Below are 20,316 nucleotides of genomic sequence, written 5' to 3'. Positions count from 1 at the left end.
GTAAATGAACGTCGTTAAGGAGCTGTCATGGATATCGGTGTTTTCGGTGCGACCGGCGTCATCGGTTCGCGCGTCGTCACCGAAGCGCTGAGCCGGGGTCACCGGGTCACCGCCTTCACCCGCGACGCGGCGCGGTTCCCCGCCCGGCACGGAGACGAGAGGTGGGCGGTGGCCGACTGGCTCGACGCCGACAGCATCGCCGACGCGATCGCCGGCCTCGACGTCGTCGTGAGCGCTGTGAACGCCGGGCACGGCATCGCCGACACCATCGCCAAGGCGGACGATTTCGTGATGGGCGCGCGGGCGATGGTCGCCGCGCTCGACCGGCGGCCGCGCGTCCGCCTGATCGCGGTGGGCGGAGCGGGCAGCCTGGAGGTCGCACCCGGTGTCCAATTGCTCGACACCGGGGACGAGTTCACTCGCACCCTCACCGAAGTGCTCGACGTGCCCGCGGAATACGCCCGGGTCGTGCGCGCATTGCGCGACGCCTTGACCATCTATCGACTGTCCAACCGCAATTGGACCTACTTGAGCCCCTCCTCCGGGCGGATCAATCCCGGTGAACGCACCGCCCGCTTCCGGATCGGTGGTGATCAGCTCCTGGTCGGCCCGGACATCTCCGCCGAAGACGTGGCGGTCGCCCTCCTCGACGAAGCCGAACTGCCGCGCTTCGTCCAGCGCCGCTTCACAGTCGGCTACTGACCGGCCAGGCAGGAGAGCCGCAGAGCTGATCGTCAGGACCACTGCCGCACGCGCCGTTTCTGTCGGACCCCTCCGGCACAATAAGAATGTCGGACGTCGATCTGGTTGCCACACAAAGTAACCCGCAACCCGAGAGATAGGGGTCACCATGCCCGACGTCCATGCTTCGACGCCCGACCGTCTCGCCGTGGATCACGAAGAACTCGTGGCCTTCGCTGCCGAGATCGAGCGGCACCGCGCTCTGCTGCGCCATGCGGCGGCGGATTACCGGTGGCGCGTGGCTCAGCGGATCGAGCATCTGGATCCGTCGGAGCAAGAGCCGTGGCTGCGGCAGACGGAGCAATTCGTCGAGTCGCTGATGATCGACCCGATCCGGCACAGCACCTTGGATGTGGACGCCTACCGGGCCATCCGGGACGGCGCCCCGGTGCGATTCGACGCCGAACGCCGTGCTTATGTCCTGAATCTTCCGGAGCGGGAACCGCTGGTGATCCGCCCCGGCCTGCCGGAGCATCGGCTGGGCGTCATCGCGCGGCTGGCCGCGCTCGGGTTGCGGCTCGAGCAGATCGAGGTCGTCGCGCTCACCACAGCCCAGATGGTGGCGCCACACGAGGCGGCACGGCCGCCCGCGATCGCCCCACGGGTCGAACGGGGCACGACGAAATCGTCGCGGCACGAAGAAGATTGAAGACGCTCAACGAAAACGACTGTGCCCCAACCGGATCCGGTTGGGGCACAGTCGTTCGGGCTATTGCCTATCAGGCGTTGCCGGACAGCTTCTCACGCAGCGCCGCCAGCTGGGCGTCGCTGGCCAGCGAACCGCCGGCGGGCTCGGCCTGGCTGGCGGAGGACTGCGAACCGCTCTCGGAGGAGTAGTTCGACGCGCCACCGCCGTTCGCGGCCTCGGCCGCGGCGTCGGCCGCCATCTTCTCCATCTGCGCGGTGTGCATCTTGTGGCGACGCTCCGCCTCGGCGTAGCGGCCTTCCCACTCCTCGCGCTGCTTGTCGAAGCCCTCGAGCCACTCGTTGGTGTCGGGGTCGAAGCCCTCGGGGAAGATGTAGTTGCCCTGCTCGTCGTAGCTGTCGGCCATGCCGTACTTCGACGGGTCGAACTCGGCGTGGTAGTCCTCGTTGGCCTGCTTGAGGCTCAACGAGATCCGGCGACGCTCCAGGTCGATGTCGATGACCTTGACCATCGCGTCGTCGCCGACGGCCACGACCTGGTCCGGCACCTCGACGTGGCGCTCGGCCAGCTCGGAGATGTGCACCAGGCCCTCGATGCCCTCCTCGACGCGGACGAACGCGCCGAACGGAACGAGCTTGGTGACCTTGCCCGGCACGATCTGGCCGATGGCGTGGGTGCGGGCGAACTGACGCCACGGGTCTTCCTGGGTCGCCTTCAGCGACAGCGAGACGCGCTCGCGGTCCAGGTCGACATCGAGCACCTCGACGGTGACCTCGTTGCCCACCTCGACGACCTCGGACGGGTGGTCGATGTGCTTCCAGGACAGCTCGGAGACGTGCACCAGACCGTCCACGCCGCCCAGGTCGACGAAGGCGCCGAAGTTGACGATCGAGGAGACCACACCCTTGCGGACCTGGCCCTTCTGCAGCTGGTGCAGGAACTCGCTGCGGACCTCGGACTGGGTCTGTTCCAGCCAGGCGCGGCGGGACAGCACGACGTTGTTGCGGTTCTTGTCCAGCTCGATGATCTTGGCTTCGATCTCCTTGCCGACGTACGGCTGGAGATCGCGGACCCGGCGCATCTCGACCAGCGACGCGGGCAGGAAGCCGCGCAGGCCGATGTCGAGGATCAGGCCGCCCTTGACGACCTCGATGACGGTGCCCTTGACGGCCTCGTCCTTCTCCTTGAGCTCCTCGATGGTGCCCCACGCACGCTCGTACTGCGCCCGCTTCTTCGACAGGATCAGGCGGCCTTCCTTGTCCTCCTTGGTGAGAACAAGGGCCTCGACCTCATCACCCACGGAAACGACCTCGTTGGGGTCGACGTCGTGCTTGATGGAGAGTTCGCGAGAGGGGATGACGCCTTCGGTCTTGTAACCGATGTCGAGCAGGACCTCGTCGCGATCGACCTTGACGATGGTTCCTTCGACGATGTCGCCGTCGTTGAAGTACTTGATCGTGGCGTCGATGGCGGCGAGGAAATCCTCGGCGGAGCCGATGTCGTTGACGGCTACCTGCGGCGAGGTGACGGTGGTGGGCATATGTCGGTTTGCTCCGGACGGATTGTGGTCGGTTGCGGACATTGGAACTTTCGGTACGCTGCGATCTCACCGCGAGGTGTGAAGACGGACACTTAGGAACGTACCGCACGCGACGCGCGTGAAACTCAGCACGGGTTGAACTCCGGTACGGTTGTACGGAAGACACTCGCGCGTTCAGCGTACGCGACCTCGGTCCGGGCGGGCAAACCGTCGGGTCGCCACGCCGATACTCTGATCGGCGTGTCGGAAGATCGCCATGCGCAAGCAAACGCACTGCTCGGAACGACGGGCACGGCGCGGACCCGGATCGGATCGGCGGCCAGCAGGCTGGCAAGCCGGCGGTGGTGGGACGCCGATGCCGCTCAATACCACGAGACGCACGCGGATTTCCTCGGCGTGGACTCCCCCGGCGGCGAGTTCGTGTGGTGCCCGGAAGGGTTGCACGAGGGCGACATGCGGTTCCTCGGGAACGTCTCCGGCAAGCGGGTGCTGGAGATCGGCTGCGGCTCGGCTCCGTGCTCGCGCTGGCTGGCGGGGCAGGGCGCGCGTCCGGTCGGTCTCGACCTCTCGCGCGGCATGCTGGAGCGGGGCTCGGCGGTGATGGCGCGCGGCGGCCCCCGGGTTCCGCTGGTGCAGGCGGATGCCGAGGCCCTCCCCTTCGCGGACGCCGCGTTCGATCTGGCCTGTTCCGCGTTCGGCGCGGTGCCGTTCGTCGCTGATTCGGCGTTGGTGATGCGCGAGGTGGCGCGAGTGCTGCGACCGGGCGGACGCTGGGTGTTCTCCGTGAACCACCCGATGCGCTGGATCTTCCCGGATGATCCCGGCCCGGCGGGGCTGACCGCCACCATCCCGTACTTCGACCGCACGCCTTACGTGGAGGTCGACGGCGACGACGTGCCCACCTATGTCGAGCACCACCGGACCATCGGCGACCGGGTCCGGGAGATCGTCGCGGCGGGACTGGCGCTGGAGGACATCGTCGAACCGGAATGGCCGGAATGGCTCGAGCGCGAATGGGGACAGTGGAGCCCGCTGCGCGGCGAACTGTTCCCCGGTACGGCCATCTTCGTCACGAGGAAGCCCGGACCGTGAGATGACGGTCGTCGACCAGTTCGAGGAGCGACACCTCGTGGCTGACCAGCAGCATCTGGGTCCGGGGCAGGTCGACGAGTCGATGCAGGTCGTCCCGGAAGGCTTCGGCCTCCGCCATCGTGTCGAAGTCCAGCTCGACGAGCACTCGGTTGGGGTTGTGCGTGAACCGCTCCACCCGGCAGTTGCGAGCGCCCGCCTCCGCGAAGAACTGCTCCAGACCGTCGAACGCGGGCTTCCACGTCTCGTAGTCGCGCACGGTGTCGTCGATGTGCACAATCGTGGTCATCATTTCCCCTTTCGGTTCCGATGGCCGGACATTTGCTGACACCTTGCCAGTCTTCGCGCCCTCGGGCCGGGGCACCATCTCTGATCGGTATCGAGGTCGTGTCACTGCGACTTCGGTTTGCGCCCGGCCTGCTCCAGCGCCAGGCGCAGCGCGTACTCGATCTGGGCGTTGATACTGCGCAGGTCGTCGGCCGCCCACTTCGCGATGGCGTCGTGGACGGCCGGATCCAGGCGTAGCAGCAGCTTCTTGCGCTCGGCCACGGGCAGCCCGCCTCAGGAGTAGAGCGAACCGGCGTTGACGACGGGCTGGGTGGGGCGGTCACCGCACAGGACGACGAGCAGATTCGACACCATCGCCGCCTTGCGCTCCTCGTCCAGCTCCACCATGCCCTCCTGGGCGAGCCGCTCCAGCGCCAGCCCCACCATCCCGACCGCGCCTTCGACGATCCTGGTCCGCGCGGCGACCACCTGGGCGGCCTGCTGGCGAACCAGCATCGCCTGGGCGATCTCGGGCGCGTAGGCGAGGTGGGTGATCCGCGCCTCCAGCACTTCGATACCCGCCATCTCGGTGCGTTCGCGCAGCTCGACGGTCAGTTCCTCGGCCACCTCGGCGCCATCGCGCAGACTGGTGCGATCGTCCTCGTGCGCGTCGTACGGGTGCGTCGTGGCCAGGTGCCGGACGGCCGCTTCGGACTGGGTCTCGACGTACTCCTCGTAGTCGTCGACCGCGAAGGCGGCCTTGAAGCTGTCCACCACCCGGTAGACGACCACCGCGGCGATCTCCACGGGGTTGCCGTCGGCGTCGTTGACCTTGAGCTTCTGGGTCTCGAAGTTCCGCACGCGCAGCGAGATGCTCTTGCGATCGGTCAACGGGAGCACCGAGAAGAAACCCGGCTCGCTCACCGAGCCGACGTAGCGGCCGAAGAATTGGACCACCTTGGCTTCGTTCGGGTTCACCACCGTGAGCCCGGTCGCGAGCAACAGCAGGACGACGACGACAACGGTGGCCGCCACGGCGCCGCCCACGGCGAGCGCATTGCCGTCCCGGGCGCCCGCGACGAAACCGAGCGCCGCGCCACCGCCGAACAAGATCGTGAGCACGAACCATGCCACCAGCACCAGGAAGCCGTTGACGTGGAACGCGGATCGAAACTGCATGACATCCTCCCAATATCAGAGTGATATCATGAAGATAGCATGCTGCCGTCGCGCCCGGCCAGGGCGGCGACGGCAGCCGGATCACCCGGCGTCCGGCCGGATGTTGCGGTTGCAGCGGAACAGATTGCGGGGATCGTGCCGAGCCTTGAGCGCGGCCAACCGGGCGTAGGTGTCCGCCCGATAACCCGCCCGGGTCTGCGCCTCGTCGGCTTCGGCGCCCGCCCCGTAGAGGAAGTTCAGGCTGTGGCCGAGCGCCCACGGCGTCAGCGCGGCGCGGATTCCGGCCCGGGCCTCGGTCTCCTCGGGGCCGGTGATGATCCGCACGATGTAGGCGGCATCGCGGTGGTCCACCGCGATCCCGGCCTCGCCCGCGCGGGCCAGCGCGCCACCGAGATGACGCACGTCGACGACCGCCCCGGCGCCGGATTCCGGGCCCGCCACGGCCAGCAGGGCCGCCGCCGTCTCCTCGGTGAATGCGCCGAGCAGGGCGTTGGTGGCGGCGTAGGCGTGCGGGTGGTCGGGGTCGCTGTGAATGGTGTGCGACTCGGTGTACGGCATCGCGCGCAGGTCGTCCTTCAGGCGTTCCCCGACCGCCCGCAGCGGCGCGACCAGCCGGTCGCCTTCCTCGGCGGGCCCGGTGTAGGCGACCCGGACCGACGCGACGTACCGCCCGCGCAGCGGTGCGGGCACCGGCGGGATGTCCGGGAAGGCCAGCATGGTCACCGTCGAGGTCACTTCGTCCGGCACGGTCGCGGTCCACCGCCGCCACGCCTCCAGCGCCCGCTCGACCAGCGGCGTGTCGAACACCAGCTGTCCGCCGTACACCGTCTGCACCGGGACCAGGCCGACCTCCACCGCGGTCACGACGCCGAAGTTGCCTCCGCTGCCGAGCACGGCGCCGAACAGATCGTCCTGCGGCGTCAAGGTGCGCACCCGGCCGTCCGCGGTGACCAGCTCGATCGTCCGCACGTGCTCGGCCGCGTACCCGAACTGGCGCGCGAGCAGGCCGACGCCGCCGCCGAGCAGATAACCCACCACACCCACCGACGGCGACGATCCGTTCAGCGGCGCCAATCCGTGCTCGGCTGCCGCTTCGACCAGCGCGCCCGCACGTACTCCCGCGCCGACATACGCGGTCCGGCGGGCCGCATCGATCCGGATTCCGGTCATGCGCCGGGTGCTGATCAGCAGCCCGCCGTCGGCGGCGACGGACAGCCCGTGACCGGTGGCCTGCACGGCGATCGGCAGGTCGTGGCGGGCGGCGTACTCCACGGCGGCGCGTACATCCTCGGTGTGCACTGCGCCGACGACCAGCGCGGGCCGATGCGTATAGGCGGTCTGGAAGCCGGCGATCTCCGCGTCGTAGCCGTCGTCGCCGGGACGGAAGACCGGACCGGTGAGGATTTCGAGGTTTTCCGTGGTCTGTGCGGCGTTGTTTCCCATGCTTCGACCCTGCTCTGCCAGGGTGAAGAAGTAAAACATATAATTCTTCTAATAACTATAATGATCAGTTATGGAATTGCGGCAGCTTCGCTACTTCGTGACCGTCGCGCAGGAGGCGAGCTTCACCCGCGCCGCGGCACGGCTGCACTTGGCCCAGCCGGGGCTCAGCGCCCAGATCCGGCAATTGGAACGCGAGCTCGGTCATCCGCTGCTCGACCGGGGCGGGCGCACCGTGACAGTGACCGAGGTGGGGGCCGCCGTCCTGCCGCAAGCGCGGGCGGCGCTGGAGGCCGTCGAGCGGATCACCCACACGGTGGACGAGTTCAGCGGCCTGCTGCGGGGTCAGGTCCGGGTCGGTCTCATTTCCGGGGCGGCGGTCGAGGAATTCGACGTCGCCGCGGTGCTCGCCGATTTCCATCACGACCACCCGCAGGTCGGGATCAGCCTCACCGAGGACACGTCCGAGCGGATGCTCGCAGCCCTGGGCCGGGGCGAGCTGGATTTGGCCCTGATCGGGCTGACCGGCGCGCAACTCGATCCGGCCATCGGCATGGAAGTGGTGCTGGAGACCGCGCTGGTGGCCGCCGTCGCGGCGGACGACCCTGGCTTCGGCGCCGAGCTTCCGCTCGCCGCGCTGCGGGGTCGTCCACTGATCTGCCTGACGCCGGGCACCGGCATCCGCGGCGTCTTCGAGCGGGCCTGCGCGGCCGCCGGATTCGAGCCCGCCATCGCCTACGAGGCGGCGGCGCCCGCACTTCTGCTGCGCCTGGCCGCGCGCGGTCTCGGCGTCGCCGTCGTGCCCGTGCTCACCGCCGAGGAGGCCACGGCCTTCGGGGTGCGGACCGTTCGCATCGTCGAGCCCGAGATACGCGGGCGCCTCGCCTTGGCCTGGCGCACCGACCGCCCCGCGAGCCCGGCCGCCAAGGTGCTGCTCGGACAGCTACGTCTCGCGCTGCGCGCCGATCGGTGAGCCGGCGACCGCCCCCGCACGGATGCGGGCGCTTCGGTACACCGGTCCGGCCCGCCGACGGTTCATCGCGCACGGTCGGCGAGCCTTCCGGCGACCGGGTCAGAGCAGCCGGGACAAGAACGCCTTGGTGCGCTCGTGCCGTGGATCGGCCAGCAGCTGCCGCGGCGCACCCGCCTCGACCACCACACCGCCATCCATGAAGACGAGCTGATCGGCGACCTCCCGGGCGAACCCCATCTCGTGGGTCACCACCACCATCGTCATGCCGGAGCGGGCGAGTTCCCGCATGACCGTCAACACCTCGCCGACCAGTTCCGGGTCCAGTGCGGAGGTCGGCTCATCGAACAGCATGAGCTTGGGATCCATGGCGAGCGCGCGGGCGATCGCCACCCGCTGCTGCTGACCGCCGGACAGCTGCGCCGGGTAGGCGTTCGCCTTGTCCGCCAGGCCGACGCGGTCCAGCAGCTCCCGCGCCCTGGTCACGGCGTCCGCCTTGCGCACCTTCTTCACCTGGGTGGGCGCCTCGATGATGTTCTCCAGCGCGGTCCGGTGCGGGAACAGGTTGAAGTGCTGGAACACCATGCCGATCTCGCGGCGCTGCTTGGCCGCGTCGCGCGGGTGCATCTCGTAGAGCTTGCCGTTCTTCTCCCGGTAGCCCACGATCTCGCCGTCCACGTAGAGCCGGCCCGCGTTCACCTGTTCCAGGTGGTTGATGCAGCGCAGGAAGGTGGACTTGCCCGAGCCGGACGGCCCGATCAGGCACAGCACCTCGCCGCGGCCCACTTCCAGGGAGACGCCCTTGAGCACCTGCAGCGCGCCGAAGTTCTTGCAGACGCGGTCGGCGACGATCATCGGAGGGGCGGTGGTCTTCTCCACGTCCACGCTCATTTCGCCTTCTCCCCCTGCTGGGCGTCGGCGAGTTCCTGCAGCTGCTTGGCGGTCAGCCGACGGGAGACGCCGCGCGAGTAGTAGCGCTCCAAGTAGTACTGCCCGATCATGAGCACGCTCGTGATCGCCAGGTACCAGGTGGCGGCAACCAGCAGCAGCGGAATGGGCTGGAAGTTCACGCCGTAGATGTCGCGGGCCCGGCCGAACAGATCGGTGCTCAGCGGGATGCCGGTGACCAGCGAGGTGGTCTTCAGCATGCCGATGAGCTCGTTGCCGGTCGGCGGGATGATCACGCGCATGGCCTGCGGCAGCACGGTGCGGCGCATGGTCTGGCTCCAGGACATGCCGAGCGCGAACGACGCCTCCCGCTGTCCCTCGCCGACGGAGTTGATTCCGGCCCGGACGATCTCGGCCATATAGGCGGCTTCGTTGAGACCCAGTCCGAGCACGGCGAAGGCGAACGCGGCTTGCAATTGCTGCACATCGAGCTGGAAGAACTGCGGCCCGAACGGAACCCCCAGCTGGATCTGGCTGTACAGCGACGGGACCAGGCCCCAGAACACCAGCTGCACGAACACCGGAGTGCCGCGGAAGATCCACAGATACACCCACGACGTGGCGCGCAGCACCGGATTCGGCGACAGCCGCATCACCGCGAGCATCGTCCCGAGCGCGACCGCGATCGCCATCGCGCACACGGTCAGTTCCAGCGTGACGATGGCGCCCGCGGTGATCCGGGTGTCGAAAAGGTATTTCCCGTAGGTGTCCCAGCGATAGGCCGGGTTCGTCGCGGCGCCGTAGACGAACAGCCCCGCCAGGACGAGGATCACCGCCGCCGCTATCCAACGGCCCGGCCTGCGCAGTGGAACCGCTTTGATCGGCTCCGGCTCCCGCGTCGAGTCCGCTCCGCCGGGCCCGGGATCGCCGGGCGCCGGCCGAGTGTCGTTGTCGGCCATCGATCAGCTCACGGCGCCGTTGACGACGGATTTGGTGATGGCGCCGTCCTGGACGCCCCAGTTCTTCGTGATCTCGAGGTATTTGCCGGTGTCCATCAGGTGCTGGACCGCCTTCTGCAGCACGGCGGCCAGCGGCGCGCCCTTGGGCACCGCCCAGCCGTAGGGGGCGGAGTCGAACACCGGGCCGGCGGTCTCGATCTTGCCGTTGCTCTGCTTGATCGCGTACGCCGTCACCGGGGAGTCGGCCGACATCGCGTCGACTTGCCCGAGTACCAGCGCGTTGGTCGCGGCGCTCTGCTCGTCGAACGGCTTGATATCGATGGCGGGCTTGCCCGCGGCGACGCACTCGGCGCTCTTGGCGGGCACCTCGTCGGTGTGCTCCACGGTCGTGGCCTGCACCGCGACCTTCTTGCCGCAGGCGTTCTCCGGGTCGATCGGCTTGCCCTTCTGCTGGGCCCACTGGACGCCCGCATTGAAGTAGGTGGTGAAGTCGACCTGCTGCTCGCGTTCCTTGGAGTCGGTGATCGACGACATACCCACGTCGTAGGTACCGGCCTGGATCGAGGGGATGATCTTCTCGAACGCCGACTCGACGTACTCGGCCTTCACGCCGAGCACCGAGGCGACCGCGTCCATCAGGTCCACGTCGAAGCCGACGATCCGGCCGCTCGCGTCCTTGTACTCGTTCGGCTGGTAGGGAATGTTCACGCCGACGACGAGCTTGCCGGATTGCTTGATCTTGTCGGGCAGCTGGGCGGCGATCTCGTCGACCTTGTCCACCTGCACCTTGGCCACCGAGGGTCCCGTGTCCTCGGTGTTGGTGGTACATCCGGTCAGCACCAGCGCGCCCGCGGCGAGCGCACCCAGGGTGGCTCGCAGGGCGCGCCTGCCGAGAAACGAACGATCAGACACAGCAGCCCTCCACATTTTGGCTCCACGCAACCCGGGCGTCATCACCCGTTTGGCAATCTAAGCGACCGGGCCGCTCCGCGCTGGACAGTAATGCAACAGCAATACGAACGCCTCGCGCGATCCCGCGCCGGGCGCGTCGGCGGGACACCCTACCCCGCCCCGGCCGGTCCTCCCGCGCTCGGTTTCGCGGCCGGACGCTGCGCCGCATCCCGTCCTCCGATACGCGGGGCGAAAATCTCTGTGCCACAAACATTCCGCCGACTACCTGCGGTGCACCCTGGCGCACACCTGCTCGGTGAATTCACTGGTGGAGGCCAGCCCGCCGAGGTCGGCGGTGGCGATGCCCGCCTCGAAGGTCGCGGCGACGGCCCGCTCGATCCGCTCACCTGCCCGCGCCCAGCTCGTCTCGGCGTCCCGAGTCGCCAGCCAGCGCAGCAGCATCGCCGCCGACAGTTGCAACGCCGCCGGGTTCGCCCGGTTGTGCCCGGCCAGCGCAGGCGCGGCGCCGTGTACCGCCTGGGCCATCGCCGTTGTGGCCGAGCAGTTGAGCGACGCGGCCAGCCCGAGCGAGCCGCTCAACTCCCCGGCCAGGTCGGACAGGATGTCACCGAACAGATTCTCGGTGACCAGGACGTCGTAGTCCGCGGCGGCGCGGACCAGATGCGCGGCCGCCGCGTCGACGTGTTCGTCGTCCACCTCGACCCCCGGGTAGGCCCGGCCGACCTCATGGCAGACGTCCCGGAACAGCCCCATCGTCAGCGGCAGGACATTGGCCTTGTGCACGATGGTCACCCGCTTGCGTCGTGTCGCGGCCAGCCGGAACGCCTCGTGCGCGATCCGCTCGCACGCGGCCCGGGTCACCAGCCCGACCGACATCGCGATGTCCGGCGTCGGCCGGAACTCCCCCGAGCCCGCGAACATATTGCGGTCGGCGTAGAACCCTTCGCTGTTCTCCCGCACGATCACCAGGTCGATCTCCGGCGCCGCCGCGTGCACGCCCGCGAACGCCCGCGCGGGACGGATGTTGGCGTAGAGGTCGAAATGTTTACGGATCACACCGCCCGGCGCGACGCGGTGTTCGGCCGGATAGGAGGCGTTGTCGTGCGGACCGAGAATCCAAGCGTCCACCCCGGCCAGTTCCTCGAGCGTCCGCCCGGGCAGCGGAGTGCCGAAGTCGGTGATGGCGCGGTGACCCATCACCAGCGGCACCCACTCGACCGGCGCGGCACCCGCGGCCGACAGCGCCTCGTCGACCACCTGCCTGGCGGCTCGCACGACCTCGGGGCCGATGCCGTCGCCGTCGATCAGGCCGAGCCGCAGTGCCCGCGTCGTCCGGGGTTGATTCGCGTCGTTCACCGGGACATCCTCCCGCCGACAGGCCCGGCCGCCGGAACCGGCCCGCGGACACGCCGGTTGCGGTTACCTTCGGTGGACCATGGTGCAGTCGGTCGAACTACTCCTCGACGAGGACGCCGACACGGAGATCCGCAGGCAATGGCAGTTGCTCGCGGAGGCCGGCGTGCGGAGTCCCGCCGCGCACACCGACGAGTCCCATCGCCCGCACGTCACCGCCGCCGTGGCCAGGCAGATCTGGCCGCGCATCGAGCAGGCGCTGGACGAGCTGGCCTTCGCGCCGATTCCCGTGCGTCTGGGCGGACTGGTGGTCTTCGGTGCGCGCCGTCCCATCCTGGTGCGACTGGTGGTCCCGTCCGAGGCGCTGCTCGCGCTGCACCGGCGGGTCTTCCACACGATCTCCCCGTGCCCCGGCGTTCCGGCCAACGTGCACCCGGATGCGTGGACCCCGCACATCACCCTGGCCAGGCGGCTGCCCCCGCACCAACTCGGCGAGGCCATCCACGCCGTCGCACGGGATCGGGATTTTCCGGCGACGGTGCTGGGTATCCGTCGATGGGACGGGGATCAGCGGCGCGAGTGGCCGGTCGGCCGGATCCGCCGTGGAAGATAACCGAGGAAGCCCGCGTTATAGCAGGCACACCGAAACGAGAGGACGTCATGGCCACCCAGACGCTGACCCAGCACAATTTCGATGAGATCGTCACCGGAAACGACGTGGTACTCGTCGACTTCTGGGCCGATTGGTGCGGTCCGTGCAAGAGCTTCGCACCGACTTTCGAGGCCTCCTCCGACAAGCACCCCGACGTGGTGCACGGAAAGGTCGACACCGAATCCGAGCAGGGCCTCGCTGCGGCTGCCAACATCCGCTCCATCCCGACCATCATGGCGTTCCGGGAAGGCGTGCTGGTGTTCGCCCAGCCCGGCGCACTGCCGCCCGCGGCGCTCGAGGATCTGGTGACCCAGGTCAAGGCGCTGGATATGGACGAGGTGCGCAAGCAGCTCGCCGAGCAGCAGCAGGCCGGGCAGTAGGCCGCGCGGCGCGGTGAGGCACTGCGCCGCAATGGAATTCGTTCGGGCCCGGAGGCGGACACGCGGAAGCGGCAGTCCGTGTCCGGGCCCGCTGTGCGTCCGGATCCGCCGACGCGACACCGCGGGGCGGCGTGCTGCCGACCCGCGGGGTCGCGCTCGAATCAGGACGTGCCGAGCAGGTTGACGCCCGCGATCATGGCGCGGACCGTCGACTCGGCGCCGTCATCCGCGATCGCCGCCCCCCAGCCGCGCCTGCCGTTGCATTCGCACTGCACGAAGGTGGCGGTGCCCTCGGCGGTGCGCCGCTGGTGGAACTGCAGGATCTCCACGGGGTAGCCCTCGTCGTAGAGAGCCGAGGTCATCGCCGCGACGGGGTTGCCCGTGGCGACGACGGTCCGCAGATGGCCGGCGAACTCGAGCGTGGCGGTGAACGCCGCGGTCCTGGCGCCCGCGGGCGACCATTCCCCGAGGCGGATCGGGCCGCCGTGCGCGCAGTAGCGGCTGTGGAACTCCGCCGAGGTCAGCCCGGCGGCTTCGGCGCGTAGGCCCTTGGGAGCGGCGGCGTGGAACATGTCTGTATCAAGAGTCAGGATGGTCATTGAAAGTAGGTCTTCCCGAAGTATGTCGTGGCTCAGTTGACAGAGGGGACCAGCACTAACAAGTGGAAAAGCCCGCAGCGAGGGGGCCGGCCCGGATCAGACCCCGCTACGGCGGGGTACTACGAGAACTCGGGAACGCGGCGCCACCATCGCGGTGAGCGGAAGTAGCTCGGCGCGAACCTCGGGCTGGGAGGCGGTAGCCTGCGCAGCCACGGAGGGCCCGGTGAGCGACGCCGAAAGCAGAGCGCTGTCGCGGTCTGCGACAAGGAGCGCTGCGCTGCGGCGGTCGGCGGGATTCGGCACGGCATCGAGGATAGGGACATCGCGAGGCAATAGCAACCACATTCGATGCCCGATTTGTCTACTGGCGAGTACTGTTCGCGCAGTTCAGGACGGTGCGGCCGCGCGGAGGGCAGCGTCGGTGACATGGGTCTCCTCGTGGCCATGACCATCCCCGGCCTTGCCGTCCTGCTCATCCTGTCCGCCTTCGCCGAAGTGGCTTGGAACAAGCGCCCTGGGCTCGCAAACGGTCCGGCCATCCGGTGGCGGCCGCGGGCTCGGCGCGCCTGATCGTGCACGGCCTTCCTGAGAACGCCACAAGGCAGGGGGATCCGGGTGATTCCACCCGGATCCCCCTGCGTCGCAGCAGAATTCGATCCCCTACCGGGAAAGGACCTCGTTCAGCTTGCCGGTGGCGACGTCGAAGACGAAGCCGCGGATCGAGTCCTTGTGCGGCACGAACGGGCTGGCGACGATGCGCGCGATCGATTGGCGCACATCGGTTTCCAGGTCGGAGAACGCCTCCGCCGACCAGTCGGGCTTGATCCCGGTCTCCTGTTGGATGCTCGCCTTGAAGTCGTCGTCGGTGAAGGTGAGCATGCCGCAATCGGTGTGATGGATCAGGATGATCTCCCTGGTCCCGAGCAGCCGCTGGCTGATGGCCAGCGAGCGGATCTCGTCGGCGGTGACCACGCCGCCCGCGTTGCGGATGACGTGCGCCTCGCCCTCGGCGAGGCCGAGCGCGCCGTACACATTGAGCCGCGCGTCCATGCACGCGACCACGGCCACGCCCTTCGAGGGCGGCAGCGGCAGCGGGCCCTGGAAGGTGCTCGCATAAGCCGCGTTGTTCTGCAGGTACTCATCGGTGACAGTCATGGGCCATCCCTGAGTTCGGTAATCCCTGTGTATGACCAGCCCCACGGTAGGTCGCCGCGCGGCACGGGACATCCGTCCCGTTCATCGTGATTCGTTTACTTGCGCGTGGCTGCCCGATGATAGCTCTCAGATGCCGGGTGCCGGGCCCCTGCGGTCGGGCCCGGCATGTCCCGCTGCGCCGGTCAGTGCGCGGCGGAGTCCCAGCTGCGGCCGACGCCGACCGAGACCTCCAGCGGCACCGACAGGGCGATCGCCGCGGACATCTGCTCGCGCGCCAGCGCCTCGAGCGCCTCCCGTTCGCCGTCGGCGACCTCGAACAGCAGTTCGTCGTGGATCTGCAACAGCATCCTGGAACGCAGACCGGCGTCGCGCATCGCCCGGTGCACGTTGATCATCGCCACCTTGATGATGTCGGCCGCGGTGCCCTGGATCGGGGCGTTGAGCGCCATGCGCTCCGCCGCCTCCCGGCGCTGCCGGTTGCTGGAGTCCAGATCGGGGAGATAGCGGCGGCGACCGAACAGCGTCTCGGTGTAACCGACCTTGCGCGCCTGCTCCACCACCTCGTACAGGTAGTCGCGAATGCCGCCGAAGCGGGCGAAGTAGACCTCCATCTGCTCCTTCGCCTCGGTGGTGCTGATCTTCAGCTGCGCGGACAGACCGTAGGAGCTCAACCCGTAGGCCAAGCCGTAGGACATCGCCTTGATCCGGCGGCGCATCTCCGGGCTCACCTCGGAGATCGGGATGTCGAACGCCTTCGACGCCACGAAGCTGTGCAGATCCTCGCCCGAGTTGAACGCCTCGATCAGCCCCTCGTCCCCGGACAGGTGCGCCATGATCCGCATCTCGATCTGGCTGTAGTCCGCGGTCATCAGCGACTGGTAGCCGGCACCGACGACGAAGGTGTCGCGGATCTGCCTGCCGGTGTCGGTGCGGATCGGGATGTTCTGCAGGTTCGGTTCGGTCGAGGACAACCGCCCGGTGGCCGCGATCGTCTGATTGAACGTGGTGTGGATGCGACCGTCCTCGGCGACGCACTTGAGCAGGCCGTCGACGGTGACTTTCAGGCGAGTGGCGTCGCGATGCGCGAGCAGGTGCTCCAAGAACGCGTGCTGGGTCTTCTCGTACAGCGACTCCAGCGCGTCCGCATCGGTGGTGTAGCCGGTCTTGGTGCGCTTGGTCTTCGGCATGTCCAGTTCGTCGAACAGCACCACCTGCAGCTGTTTGGGCGAGCCGAGGTTGATCTGCTTGCCGATCACGTCGTAGGCCGCCTCGGCCGCCTCGGCGACCCGGTCGGCGAACTGCCGCTGCAGCGTCGCCAGCTGATCGGTGTCCACCGCGATGCCCGCCTCCTCCAAGGTGGACAGCACACCGAGCAGCGGCAGTTCCATATCCGCCAGCAGGGGGGTGGACTCGATCTGGGCCAGTTCACGGTCGAGTGCGTCGGCCAGGTCCGCGACGGCCCGCGCGCGCAGCATCTGCGCCCGGGCCAATTCGGCGTCGACGGCGTCCTCGTCGTCGAGCAGCGACAGCTGCGCGGTCTCGCCGGTCTCGGCGCGCAGCTCCCGATGCAGGTAGCGCAGCGACAGGTCGTCGAGATTGAACGTGCGCTGGCCGGGGCGGACCAGATAAGCCGCCAGCGCGGTGTCGCTGGTCAACCCGCCGAGGGTCCAGCCGCGGCCGCGCAGGGCGTGCAAGGCGGCCTTGGCCTCGTGCAGCGCCTTCGGCACCGCCGGGTCGGCGAGCCAGGCGCCCAGCGCGGCCTCGTCTTCGGGAGTGAGCACCGTGACGTCGATGTAACCGCTCTCGCCGTCACCCGCCGCGATGGCCAGCGCGCGCACGTCGCCACCGGCCGGGGAGCCCGTGCCGAGGATCGAGACGCCATGGCGCACATCGGCTTTCGCGTGCTCGGCCAGCCAGTCCGCGACCGCGCCGATCTCCAGTGCGCCGCCGCTGATCTCGAAACCCGCCTCCGCCTCCGGCTCCGGCGGGGCCAGCGTCTCGAACAGCCGGTCGCGCAGCACCCGGAACTCGAGATCGTCGAACAGCTGATGGATCTTCTCGCGATCCCACGGCCCCTGCGCCAGCTGATCGGGGGTGTACGGCAGCGGCACCTCCCGCATCAACTCGGTGAGCTGACGGTTGAGCACCACGCTGCTCAGGTTCGCCCGCAGCGCGTCGCCGACCTTGCCCTTCACCTGGTCGACCTTCTCCACCAGCGTGTTCAGGTCGCCGTACTCGCGGATCCATTTGGCCGCGGTCTTCTCCCCCACGCCCGGGATGCCGGGCAGGTTGTCGCTCGGATCGCCACGCAGCGCCGCGTAATCGGGGTATTGGCCGGGCGTGAGGCCGTACTTCGCCATCACCTCTTCGGGGGTGAACCGGGTCAGGTCCGACACGCCCTTACGCGGGTACAGCACGGTGACGTTCTCGTTCACCAACTGGATGGAGTCCCGGTCACCGGTGACGATGAGTACGCGGAAACCCGCGGCCGTCGCCTGCGTGGTGAGCGTGGCGATGATGTCGTCGGCCTCGAAGCCATCGATCGCCATCACCGGGATACCCAGCGCGCCCAGCACGTCCTTGGTGAGTTCGACCTGACCGCGGAACTCGTCCGGCGTGGTGGTGCGGTTGGCCTTGTACTCCGGGTACGCCTCGGCGCGGAAGGTCTGGCGCGAGACGTCGAACGCCGCGGCCACATGCGTCGGCTTCTCGTCGCGCAGCAGGTTGATCAGCATCGCGGTGAAGCCGTACACCGCGTTCGTGGTCTGCCCGGTGACCGTCTTGAAATTCTCCGCCGGTAGCGCGAAGAACGCGCGATAGGCGATCGAATGCCCGTCCAGCAGCAGCAGCGTCGGCCGGTCTCCCGAGCCGGGATCGCCGGAGCCGGACGCGGGAGCAGGACGGGGAGCGGTCGTGGGTGAACTCACGCCCCAGAGTCTAGGGACCGGCACCGACAAGGCGATACGCCGACACCCGGCAGCCCCGCGCCGCCGAGCGACGATACTGCGGCTCGCGGACGCGGGTGCCGGTCGCGTCCCGCGGCATCAGAGCGTGGCCACCAGTTCCCGCAGCACGGGCAGGCTCACCGACCCGGAACCGAGCACCTGGTCGTGGAAGGCCTTGATGTCGAAGGCCGCGCCGAGCCGCTCGGTGGCCGCGACCCGCTGGCGCAGGATCTCCAGCTGACCGATCTTGTAGCCGACCGCCTGACCCGGCATCGCGATGTAGCGGTCCACCTCCACCGTGATCTCGGCCAGTCCGACCGGCGCGTTGGCCACCATGAAGTCGATGGCCTGCTGCCTGCTCCATCCCTTCGCGTGCAGACCGGTGTCGACCACCAGGCGGCAGGAGCGCCATGAGTCCCCGGCCAGCATGCCGAGCCGCCCGAGATCGTCCTCGTACAAACCCATTTCGTCGGCCAGCCGCTCGGTGTAGAGCGCCCACCCTTCGACGAAGGCGGTATTGGCGAAGGACTGGCGCTGGAAGCGCGGCAGGTGGTCGAGTTCGTTGGCGATGGTCAGTTGCAGATGATGTCCGGGAATCGCCTCGTGATAGGCCACCGACGCGGTCTCGAAGCGGCCCCGGCCGGTGGGATGGTGCTGGTTGACGAAATACGTGCCCGGACGGGAACCGTCGGCCGCGGGCGGGAAATAGTAGGCCGCAGGCGAATCCGCGGCCAGGAACTCGGGCACCGGCACGATGTCGCAGGACTCCTTCGGCAGGCGCCCGAACCAGTTCCCCATCTCGGCGGTGGCCAAGGCCAGCGCCCGGCGGGCGTCGAACATGATCTGCTCGGCGTCGTCGTAGCACAGCGCGGGATCGTCGCGCAGCCGGGCGAAGATCTCGCCGAGATCGGCCGTGCCGAACAGGCGCGCGCCCACCGTCGCGTACTCCTCGCGCAACTTCGCCAGCTCGGCCAGACCGAGGTCGTGGATCTCGTCGGCGCCGAGCTCGGGCAACGTCGTGTGATGGCGCAGCAGCCGCCGGTAGATGTCCTCACCGTCGGCGCCGAGCCAGCACAGGCCCGGCCGGTCGTCGGGACGGGCGGCGGGCAGCAGTTCGTCGTAGAGCGCGTCGCGGTAGACCTGGAACGCGGGACGGATGACATCCCGCGCCACGTCGGCCAATTCGGAGCGCCACGCGGCCTCGCCGTCCCAGCCCTCGGGCCCAGGGAAGGTGACGAAGGGGTCGGCGGCTATGTCCGAGTCCAGATAGCCGTCCAACTGGTTGAGCGAGCGCTCGATGGTGATCCGCGCGGGCGGGCGGCCCGCTGCGAGTCCGGCCCGGAAGCGTTCCACGGCTTGTCCGAGCATGTCGCCGAACTGCCGGTAGCGGCGCACCAGCGCCAGCGCGTTCTCCGGTTGCGGCGCGTTGGTCTGCGGCGCCACCATCAGCACCCCGGCGTGCACGCCGTTCATCTGATCGGAGGCCAGTTCCATCGGCCGCCATTCCAAGTGCTCGACCGCGCCGCTCAGCTCGGTACGCAGCAAGCTGCGCGTGATCCGGTCGGCGGGGCTCAATCGCTCGGCGTCGAGCACGTCGACCGCGCGCAGCAACTCACGCCAGGTCGACAGCAACCGCTGCTCGGCGTCGGCGGACAGATCCTCGATCCGATCGTCGAAGCGGCGGTCGCCGAGCAAGGTGGCCTCGCTCGGCGCCGCCTCGAGCACCGCGTCCCAGTACCGCTCGGCCAGGCTCATCAGCTCGTCGTGACCATCCATGGTCACGATCATGCCTCGAGCCGGGCCGCGCGGCACCGGAGTAGGCGCGCCCGCCGGGCGAAGCCGCCTAACCCACGCCGAGATACGCCGATTTCACCGCGGGATCGGTGAGCAATTCCGCACCACGGCCGGCCTTGGTGACCTCACCGGTTTCCATGATGTAGGCGCGGTCGCTGCGGGCCAGCGCCTGCTGGGCGTTCTGCTCCACCAGCAGCACCGTGGTGCCCTGCCGGTTGATCTCGCCGATGATCCGGAAGATCTGCTGGATCACCATGGGCGCCAGACCCATCGACGGCTCGTCGAGCAGCAGCAGCCGCGGCCGCGCCATCAGCGCGCGGGCGATGGCGAGCATCTGCTGCTCACCGCCGGAGAGCGTGCCGCCGACCTGCTTGCGCCGCTCGAGCAACCGGGGAAAGAGCTCGAAGACCCACTCCAGAGTCCGCTCGTACTCGGCCTTCTGCTTGAAACTCCGTCCGTAACAACCCATGTCGAGGTTCTCCTGCACCGTCATGCCGGGGAAAACGCCCCGGCCCTCCGGCGCCTGGATCAGCCCGTGCGTCACCCGCTCGTGCGCCTTCATCCGGGTGATGTCGCGACCCTCGAACATGATCCGGCCGCGGGTCAGCGGCAACAGCCCGGACATCGCACGCATGGTGGTCGTCTTGCCCGCGCCGTTGGCTCCGAGCAGGGTGACCAGCTCGCCCTCGGCGACGGTCAGCGAAATCCCGTGCAGCGCCTGGATTCTGCCGTAGTTGACAACCATGTCCTCGACTTCCAGCAGCGGCGCCGCACCGCCGCCCGCCTGCTCGCGCGGCGCCTCGGTCA

21 protein-coding genes are annotated in these 20,316 nt (G+C 68.7%); 7 read left to right on the top strand and 14 right to left on the bottom strand.

Annotated elements, in window-relative coordinates; genetic code table 11:
• Window positions 1-27 precede the first annotated feature (27 nt).
• A complete protein-coding gene (locus tag NNI01S_RS24220; protein WP_063022432.1) occupies window positions 28-702 on the top strand; it encodes an NAD(P)-dependent oxidoreductase in 675 nt (224 codons plus the stop codon).
• Window positions 703-850: 148 nt separating this feature from the next.
• Complete coding sequence (locus NNI01S_RS24215; RefSeq protein ID WP_157114945.1) at window positions 851-1,390, top strand: hypothetical protein; 540 nt, start codon at window positions 851-853, stop codon at window positions 1,388-1,390.
• Between the two features lie 70 nt (window positions 1,391-1,460).
• Here the strand turns inward: NNI01S_RS24215 and rpsA are convergent, their stop codons facing one another.
• Window positions 1,461-2,927, bottom strand: a complete 1,467-nt coding sequence (gene rpsA / locus NNI01S_RS24210) for a 30S ribosomal protein S1 (RefSeq protein ID WP_063022430.1) — start codon at window positions 2,925-2,927, stop codon at window positions 1,461-1,463.
• Window positions 2,928-3,167: 240 nt separating this feature from the next.
• On the opposite strand from rpsA, the gene NNI01S_RS24205 reads away from it, so the two are divergent.
• On the top strand, window positions 3,168-4,019 hold the full coding sequence (locus NNI01S_RS24205) for a class I SAM-dependent methyltransferase (protein ID WP_063022429.1): 852 nt from the start codon (window positions 3,168-3,170) through the stop codon (window positions 4,017-4,019).
• On the opposite strand, the gene NNI01S_RS24200 is transcribed toward NNI01S_RS24205, so the two are convergent.
• From NNI01S_RS24200 to NNI01S_RS24190, 4 genes are all read right to left on the bottom strand, one after another.
• Window positions 3,997-4,305: a hypothetical protein gene (locus tag NNI01S_RS24200; protein ID WP_157114944.1), complete on the bottom strand. Its 309-nt coding sequence runs from the start codon at window positions 4,303-4,305 to the stop codon at window positions 3,997-3,999. The genes NNI01S_RS24205 and NNI01S_RS24200 overlap by 23 nt on opposite strands.
• 101 nt (window positions 4,306-4,406) lie before the next feature.
• Window positions 4,407-4,565 carry a type II toxin-antitoxin system antitoxin gene (locus NNI01S_RS35470; protein WP_168434213.1) on the bottom strand — a complete coding sequence of 53 codons (159 nt, stop codon included), beginning with the start codon at window positions 4,563-4,565 and terminating at the stop codon, window positions 4,407-4,409.
• Between the two features lie 12 nt (window positions 4,566-4,577).
• Entirely contained in the window at window positions 4,578-5,462 is an 885-nt protein-coding gene (locus NNI01S_RS24195) for an SPFH domain-containing protein (RefSeq protein ID WP_063022427.1), read from the bottom strand.
• A gap of 81 nt (window positions 5,463-5,543) precedes the next feature.
• On the bottom strand, window positions 5,544-6,905 hold the full coding sequence (locus NNI01S_RS24190; RefSeq protein WP_063022426.1) for an FAD-binding oxidoreductase: 1,362 nt from the start codon (window positions 6,903-6,905) through the stop codon (window positions 5,544-5,546).
• A 70-nt stretch (window positions 6,906-6,975) separates the two neighbouring features.
• Here NNI01S_RS24190 and NNI01S_RS24185 point away from each other — a divergent pair, with 70 nt between their 5' ends.
• Complete coding sequence (locus NNI01S_RS24185) at window positions 6,976-7,875, top strand: LysR family transcriptional regulator (protein WP_063022425.1); 900 nt, start codon at window positions 6,976-6,978, stop codon at window positions 7,873-7,875.
• A gap of 99 nt (window positions 7,876-7,974) precedes the next feature.
• Here the strand turns inward: NNI01S_RS24185 and NNI01S_RS24180 are convergent, their stop codons facing one another.
• The 4 genes from NNI01S_RS24180 to NNI01S_RS24165 all read right to left on the bottom strand — a co-directional run bounded on the left by NNI01S_RS24180 (window position 7,975) and on the right by NNI01S_RS24165 (window position 11,987).
• The gene (locus tag NNI01S_RS24180; RefSeq protein ID WP_063022517.1) at window positions 7,975-8,727 is read right to left on the bottom strand and encodes an amino acid ABC transporter ATP-binding protein; all 753 of its coding nucleotides are present in this window, start codon (window positions 8,725-8,727) and stop codon (window positions 7,975-7,977) included.
• 32 nt (window positions 8,728-8,759) lie between these two features.
• Entirely contained in the window at window positions 8,760-9,719 is a 960-nt protein-coding gene (locus NNI01S_RS24175) for an amino acid ABC transporter permease (protein WP_063022424.1), read from the bottom strand.
• A gap of 3 nt (window positions 9,720-9,722) precedes the next feature.
• A complete protein-coding gene (locus NNI01S_RS24170) occupies window positions 9,723-10,646 on the bottom strand; it encodes an ABC transporter substrate-binding protein (protein WP_063022423.1) in 924 nt (307 codons plus the stop codon).
• A 246-nt stretch (window positions 10,647-10,892) separates the two neighbouring features.
• Window positions 10,893-11,987: an isocitrate/isopropylmalate dehydrogenase family protein gene (locus NNI01S_RS24165; protein ID WP_063022422.1), complete on the bottom strand. Its 1,095-nt coding sequence runs from the start codon at window positions 11,985-11,987 to the stop codon at window positions 10,893-10,895.
• Between the two features lie 79 nt (window positions 11,988-12,066).
• Here NNI01S_RS24165 and NNI01S_RS24160 point away from each other — a divergent pair, with 79 nt between their 5' ends.
• Window positions 12,067-12,597 carry a 2'-5' RNA ligase family protein gene (locus tag NNI01S_RS24160; RefSeq protein WP_063022421.1) on the top strand — a complete coding sequence of 177 codons (531 nt, stop codon included), beginning with the start codon at window positions 12,067-12,069 and terminating at the stop codon, window positions 12,595-12,597.
• 47 nt (window positions 12,598-12,644) lie between these two features.
• On the top strand, window positions 12,645-13,016 hold the full coding sequence (gene trxA / locus NNI01S_RS24155) for a thioredoxin (protein WP_063022420.1): 372 nt from the start codon (window positions 12,645-12,647) through the stop codon (window positions 13,014-13,016).
• Window positions 13,017-13,177: 161 nt separating this feature from the next.
• On the opposite strand, the gene NNI01S_RS24150 is transcribed toward trxA, so the two are convergent.
• The gene (locus NNI01S_RS24150) at window positions 13,178-13,615 is read right to left on the bottom strand and encodes an alpha-isopropylmalate synthase regulatory domain-containing protein (protein ID WP_063022419.1); all 438 of its coding nucleotides are present in this window, start codon (window positions 13,613-13,615) and stop codon (window positions 13,178-13,180) included.
• Window positions 13,616-14,041: 426 nt separating this feature from the next.
• Between NNI01S_RS24150 and NNI01S_RS35465 the strand changes: the two genes are divergently transcribed.
• On the top strand, window positions 14,042-14,185 hold the full coding sequence (locus NNI01S_RS35465; RefSeq protein ID WP_169813009.1) for a hypothetical protein: 144 nt from the start codon (window positions 14,042-14,044) through the stop codon (window positions 14,183-14,185).
• Window positions 14,186-14,275: 90 nt separating this feature from the next.
• Here NNI01S_RS35465 and NNI01S_RS24145 read toward each other — a convergent pair whose 3' ends face one another.
• From NNI01S_RS24145 to NNI01S_RS36150, 4 genes are all read right to left on the bottom strand, one after another.
• Complete coding sequence (locus tag NNI01S_RS24145; protein WP_063022418.1) at window positions 14,276-14,770, bottom strand: beta-class carbonic anhydrase; 495 nt, start codon at window positions 14,768-14,770, stop codon at window positions 14,276-14,278.
• Between the two features lie 182 nt (window positions 14,771-14,952).
• A complete protein-coding gene (gene polA, locus NNI01S_RS24140) occupies window positions 14,953-17,697 on the bottom strand; it encodes a DNA polymerase I (protein WP_084489259.1) in 2,745 nt (914 codons plus the stop codon).
• A gap of 117 nt (window positions 17,698-17,814) precedes the next feature.
• Window positions 17,815-19,491: a DUF885 domain-containing protein gene (locus NNI01S_RS24135; RefSeq protein ID WP_245676350.1), complete on the bottom strand. Its 1,677-nt coding sequence runs from the start codon at window positions 19,489-19,491 to the stop codon at window positions 17,815-17,817.
• A 67-nt stretch (window positions 19,492-19,558) separates the two neighbouring features.
• Window positions 19,559-20,254, bottom strand: a complete 696-nt coding sequence (locus tag NNI01S_RS36150) for an ABC transporter ATP-binding protein (protein WP_245676356.1) — start codon at window positions 20,252-20,254, stop codon at window positions 19,559-19,561.
• Window positions 20,255-20,316: the final 62 nt, after the last annotated feature.

Source organism: Nocardia niwae NBRC 108934 = DSM 45340, assembly GCF_001613465.1.
Taxonomy (GTDB): domain Bacteria; phylum Actinomycetota; class Actinomycetes; order Mycobacteriales; family Mycobacteriaceae; genus Nocardia; species Nocardia niwae.
This window is presented reverse-complemented; position numbering and strand designations above follow the sequence as displayed.

Coding starts and splice junctions, on each gene's coding strand:
- NNI01S_RS24150 (WP_063022419.1), bottom strand. CDS start 13,615: ATGACCATCCTGACTCTTGATACAGACATGTTCCACGCCGCCGCTCCC.
- NNI01S_RS24185 (WP_063022425.1), top strand. CDS start 6,976: ATGGAATTGCGGCAGCTTCGCTACTTCGTGACCGTCGCGCAGGAGGCG.
- NNI01S_RS24175 (WP_063022424.1), bottom strand. CDS start 9,719: ATGGCCGACAACGACACTCGGCCGGCGCCCGGCGATCCCGGGCCCGGC.
- NNI01S_RS24215 (WP_157114945.1), top strand. CDS start 851: ATGCCCGACGTCCATGCTTCGACGCCCGACCGTCTCGCCGTGGATCAC.
- NNI01S_RS24220 (WP_063022432.1), top strand. CDS start 28: ATGGATATCGGTGTTTTCGGTGCGACCGGCGTCATCGGTTCGCGCGTC.
- NNI01S_RS24160 (WP_063022421.1), top strand. CDS start 12,067: ATGGTGCAGTCGGTCGAACTACTCCTCGACGAGGACGCCGACACGGAG.
- NNI01S_RS35465 (WP_169813009.1), top strand. CDS start 14,042: ATGGGTCTCCTCGTGGCCATGACCATCCCCGGCCTTGCCGTCCTGCTC.
- NNI01S_RS24135 (WP_245676350.1), bottom strand. CDS start 19,491: ATGGATGGTCACGACGAGCTGATGAGCCTGGCCGAGCGGTACTGGGAC.
- NNI01S_RS24170 (WP_063022423.1), bottom strand. CDS start 10,646: ATGTGGAGGGCTGCTGTGTCTGATCGTTCGTTTCTCGGCAGGCGCGCC.
- NNI01S_RS24195 (WP_063022427.1), bottom strand. CDS start 5,462: ATGCAGTTTCGATCCGCGTTCCACGTCAACGGCTTCCTGGTGCTGGTG.
- NNI01S_RS24145 (WP_063022418.1), bottom strand. CDS start 14,770: ATGACTGTCACCGATGAGTACCTGCAGAACAACGCGGCTTATGCGAGC.
- NNI01S_RS36150 (WP_245676356.1), bottom strand. CDS start 20,254: ATGGTTGTCAACTACGGCAGAATCCAGGCGCTGCACGGGATTTCGCTG.
- rpsA (WP_063022430.1), bottom strand. CDS start 2,927: ATGCCCACCACCGTCACCTCGCCGCAGGTAGCCGTCAACGACATCGGC.
- NNI01S_RS24200 (WP_157114944.1), bottom strand. CDS start 4,305: ATGACCACGATTGTGCACATCGACGACACCGTGCGCGACTACGAGACG.
- NNI01S_RS24190 (WP_063022426.1), bottom strand. CDS start 6,905: ATGGGAAACAACGCCGCACAGACCACGGAAAACCTCGAAATCCTCACC.
- trxA (WP_063022420.1), top strand. CDS start 12,645: ATGGCCACCCAGACGCTGACCCAGCACAATTTCGATGAGATCGTCACC.
- NNI01S_RS24180 (WP_063022517.1), bottom strand. CDS start 8,727: ATGATCGTCGCCGACCGCGTCTGCAAGAACTTCGGCGCGCTGCAGGTG.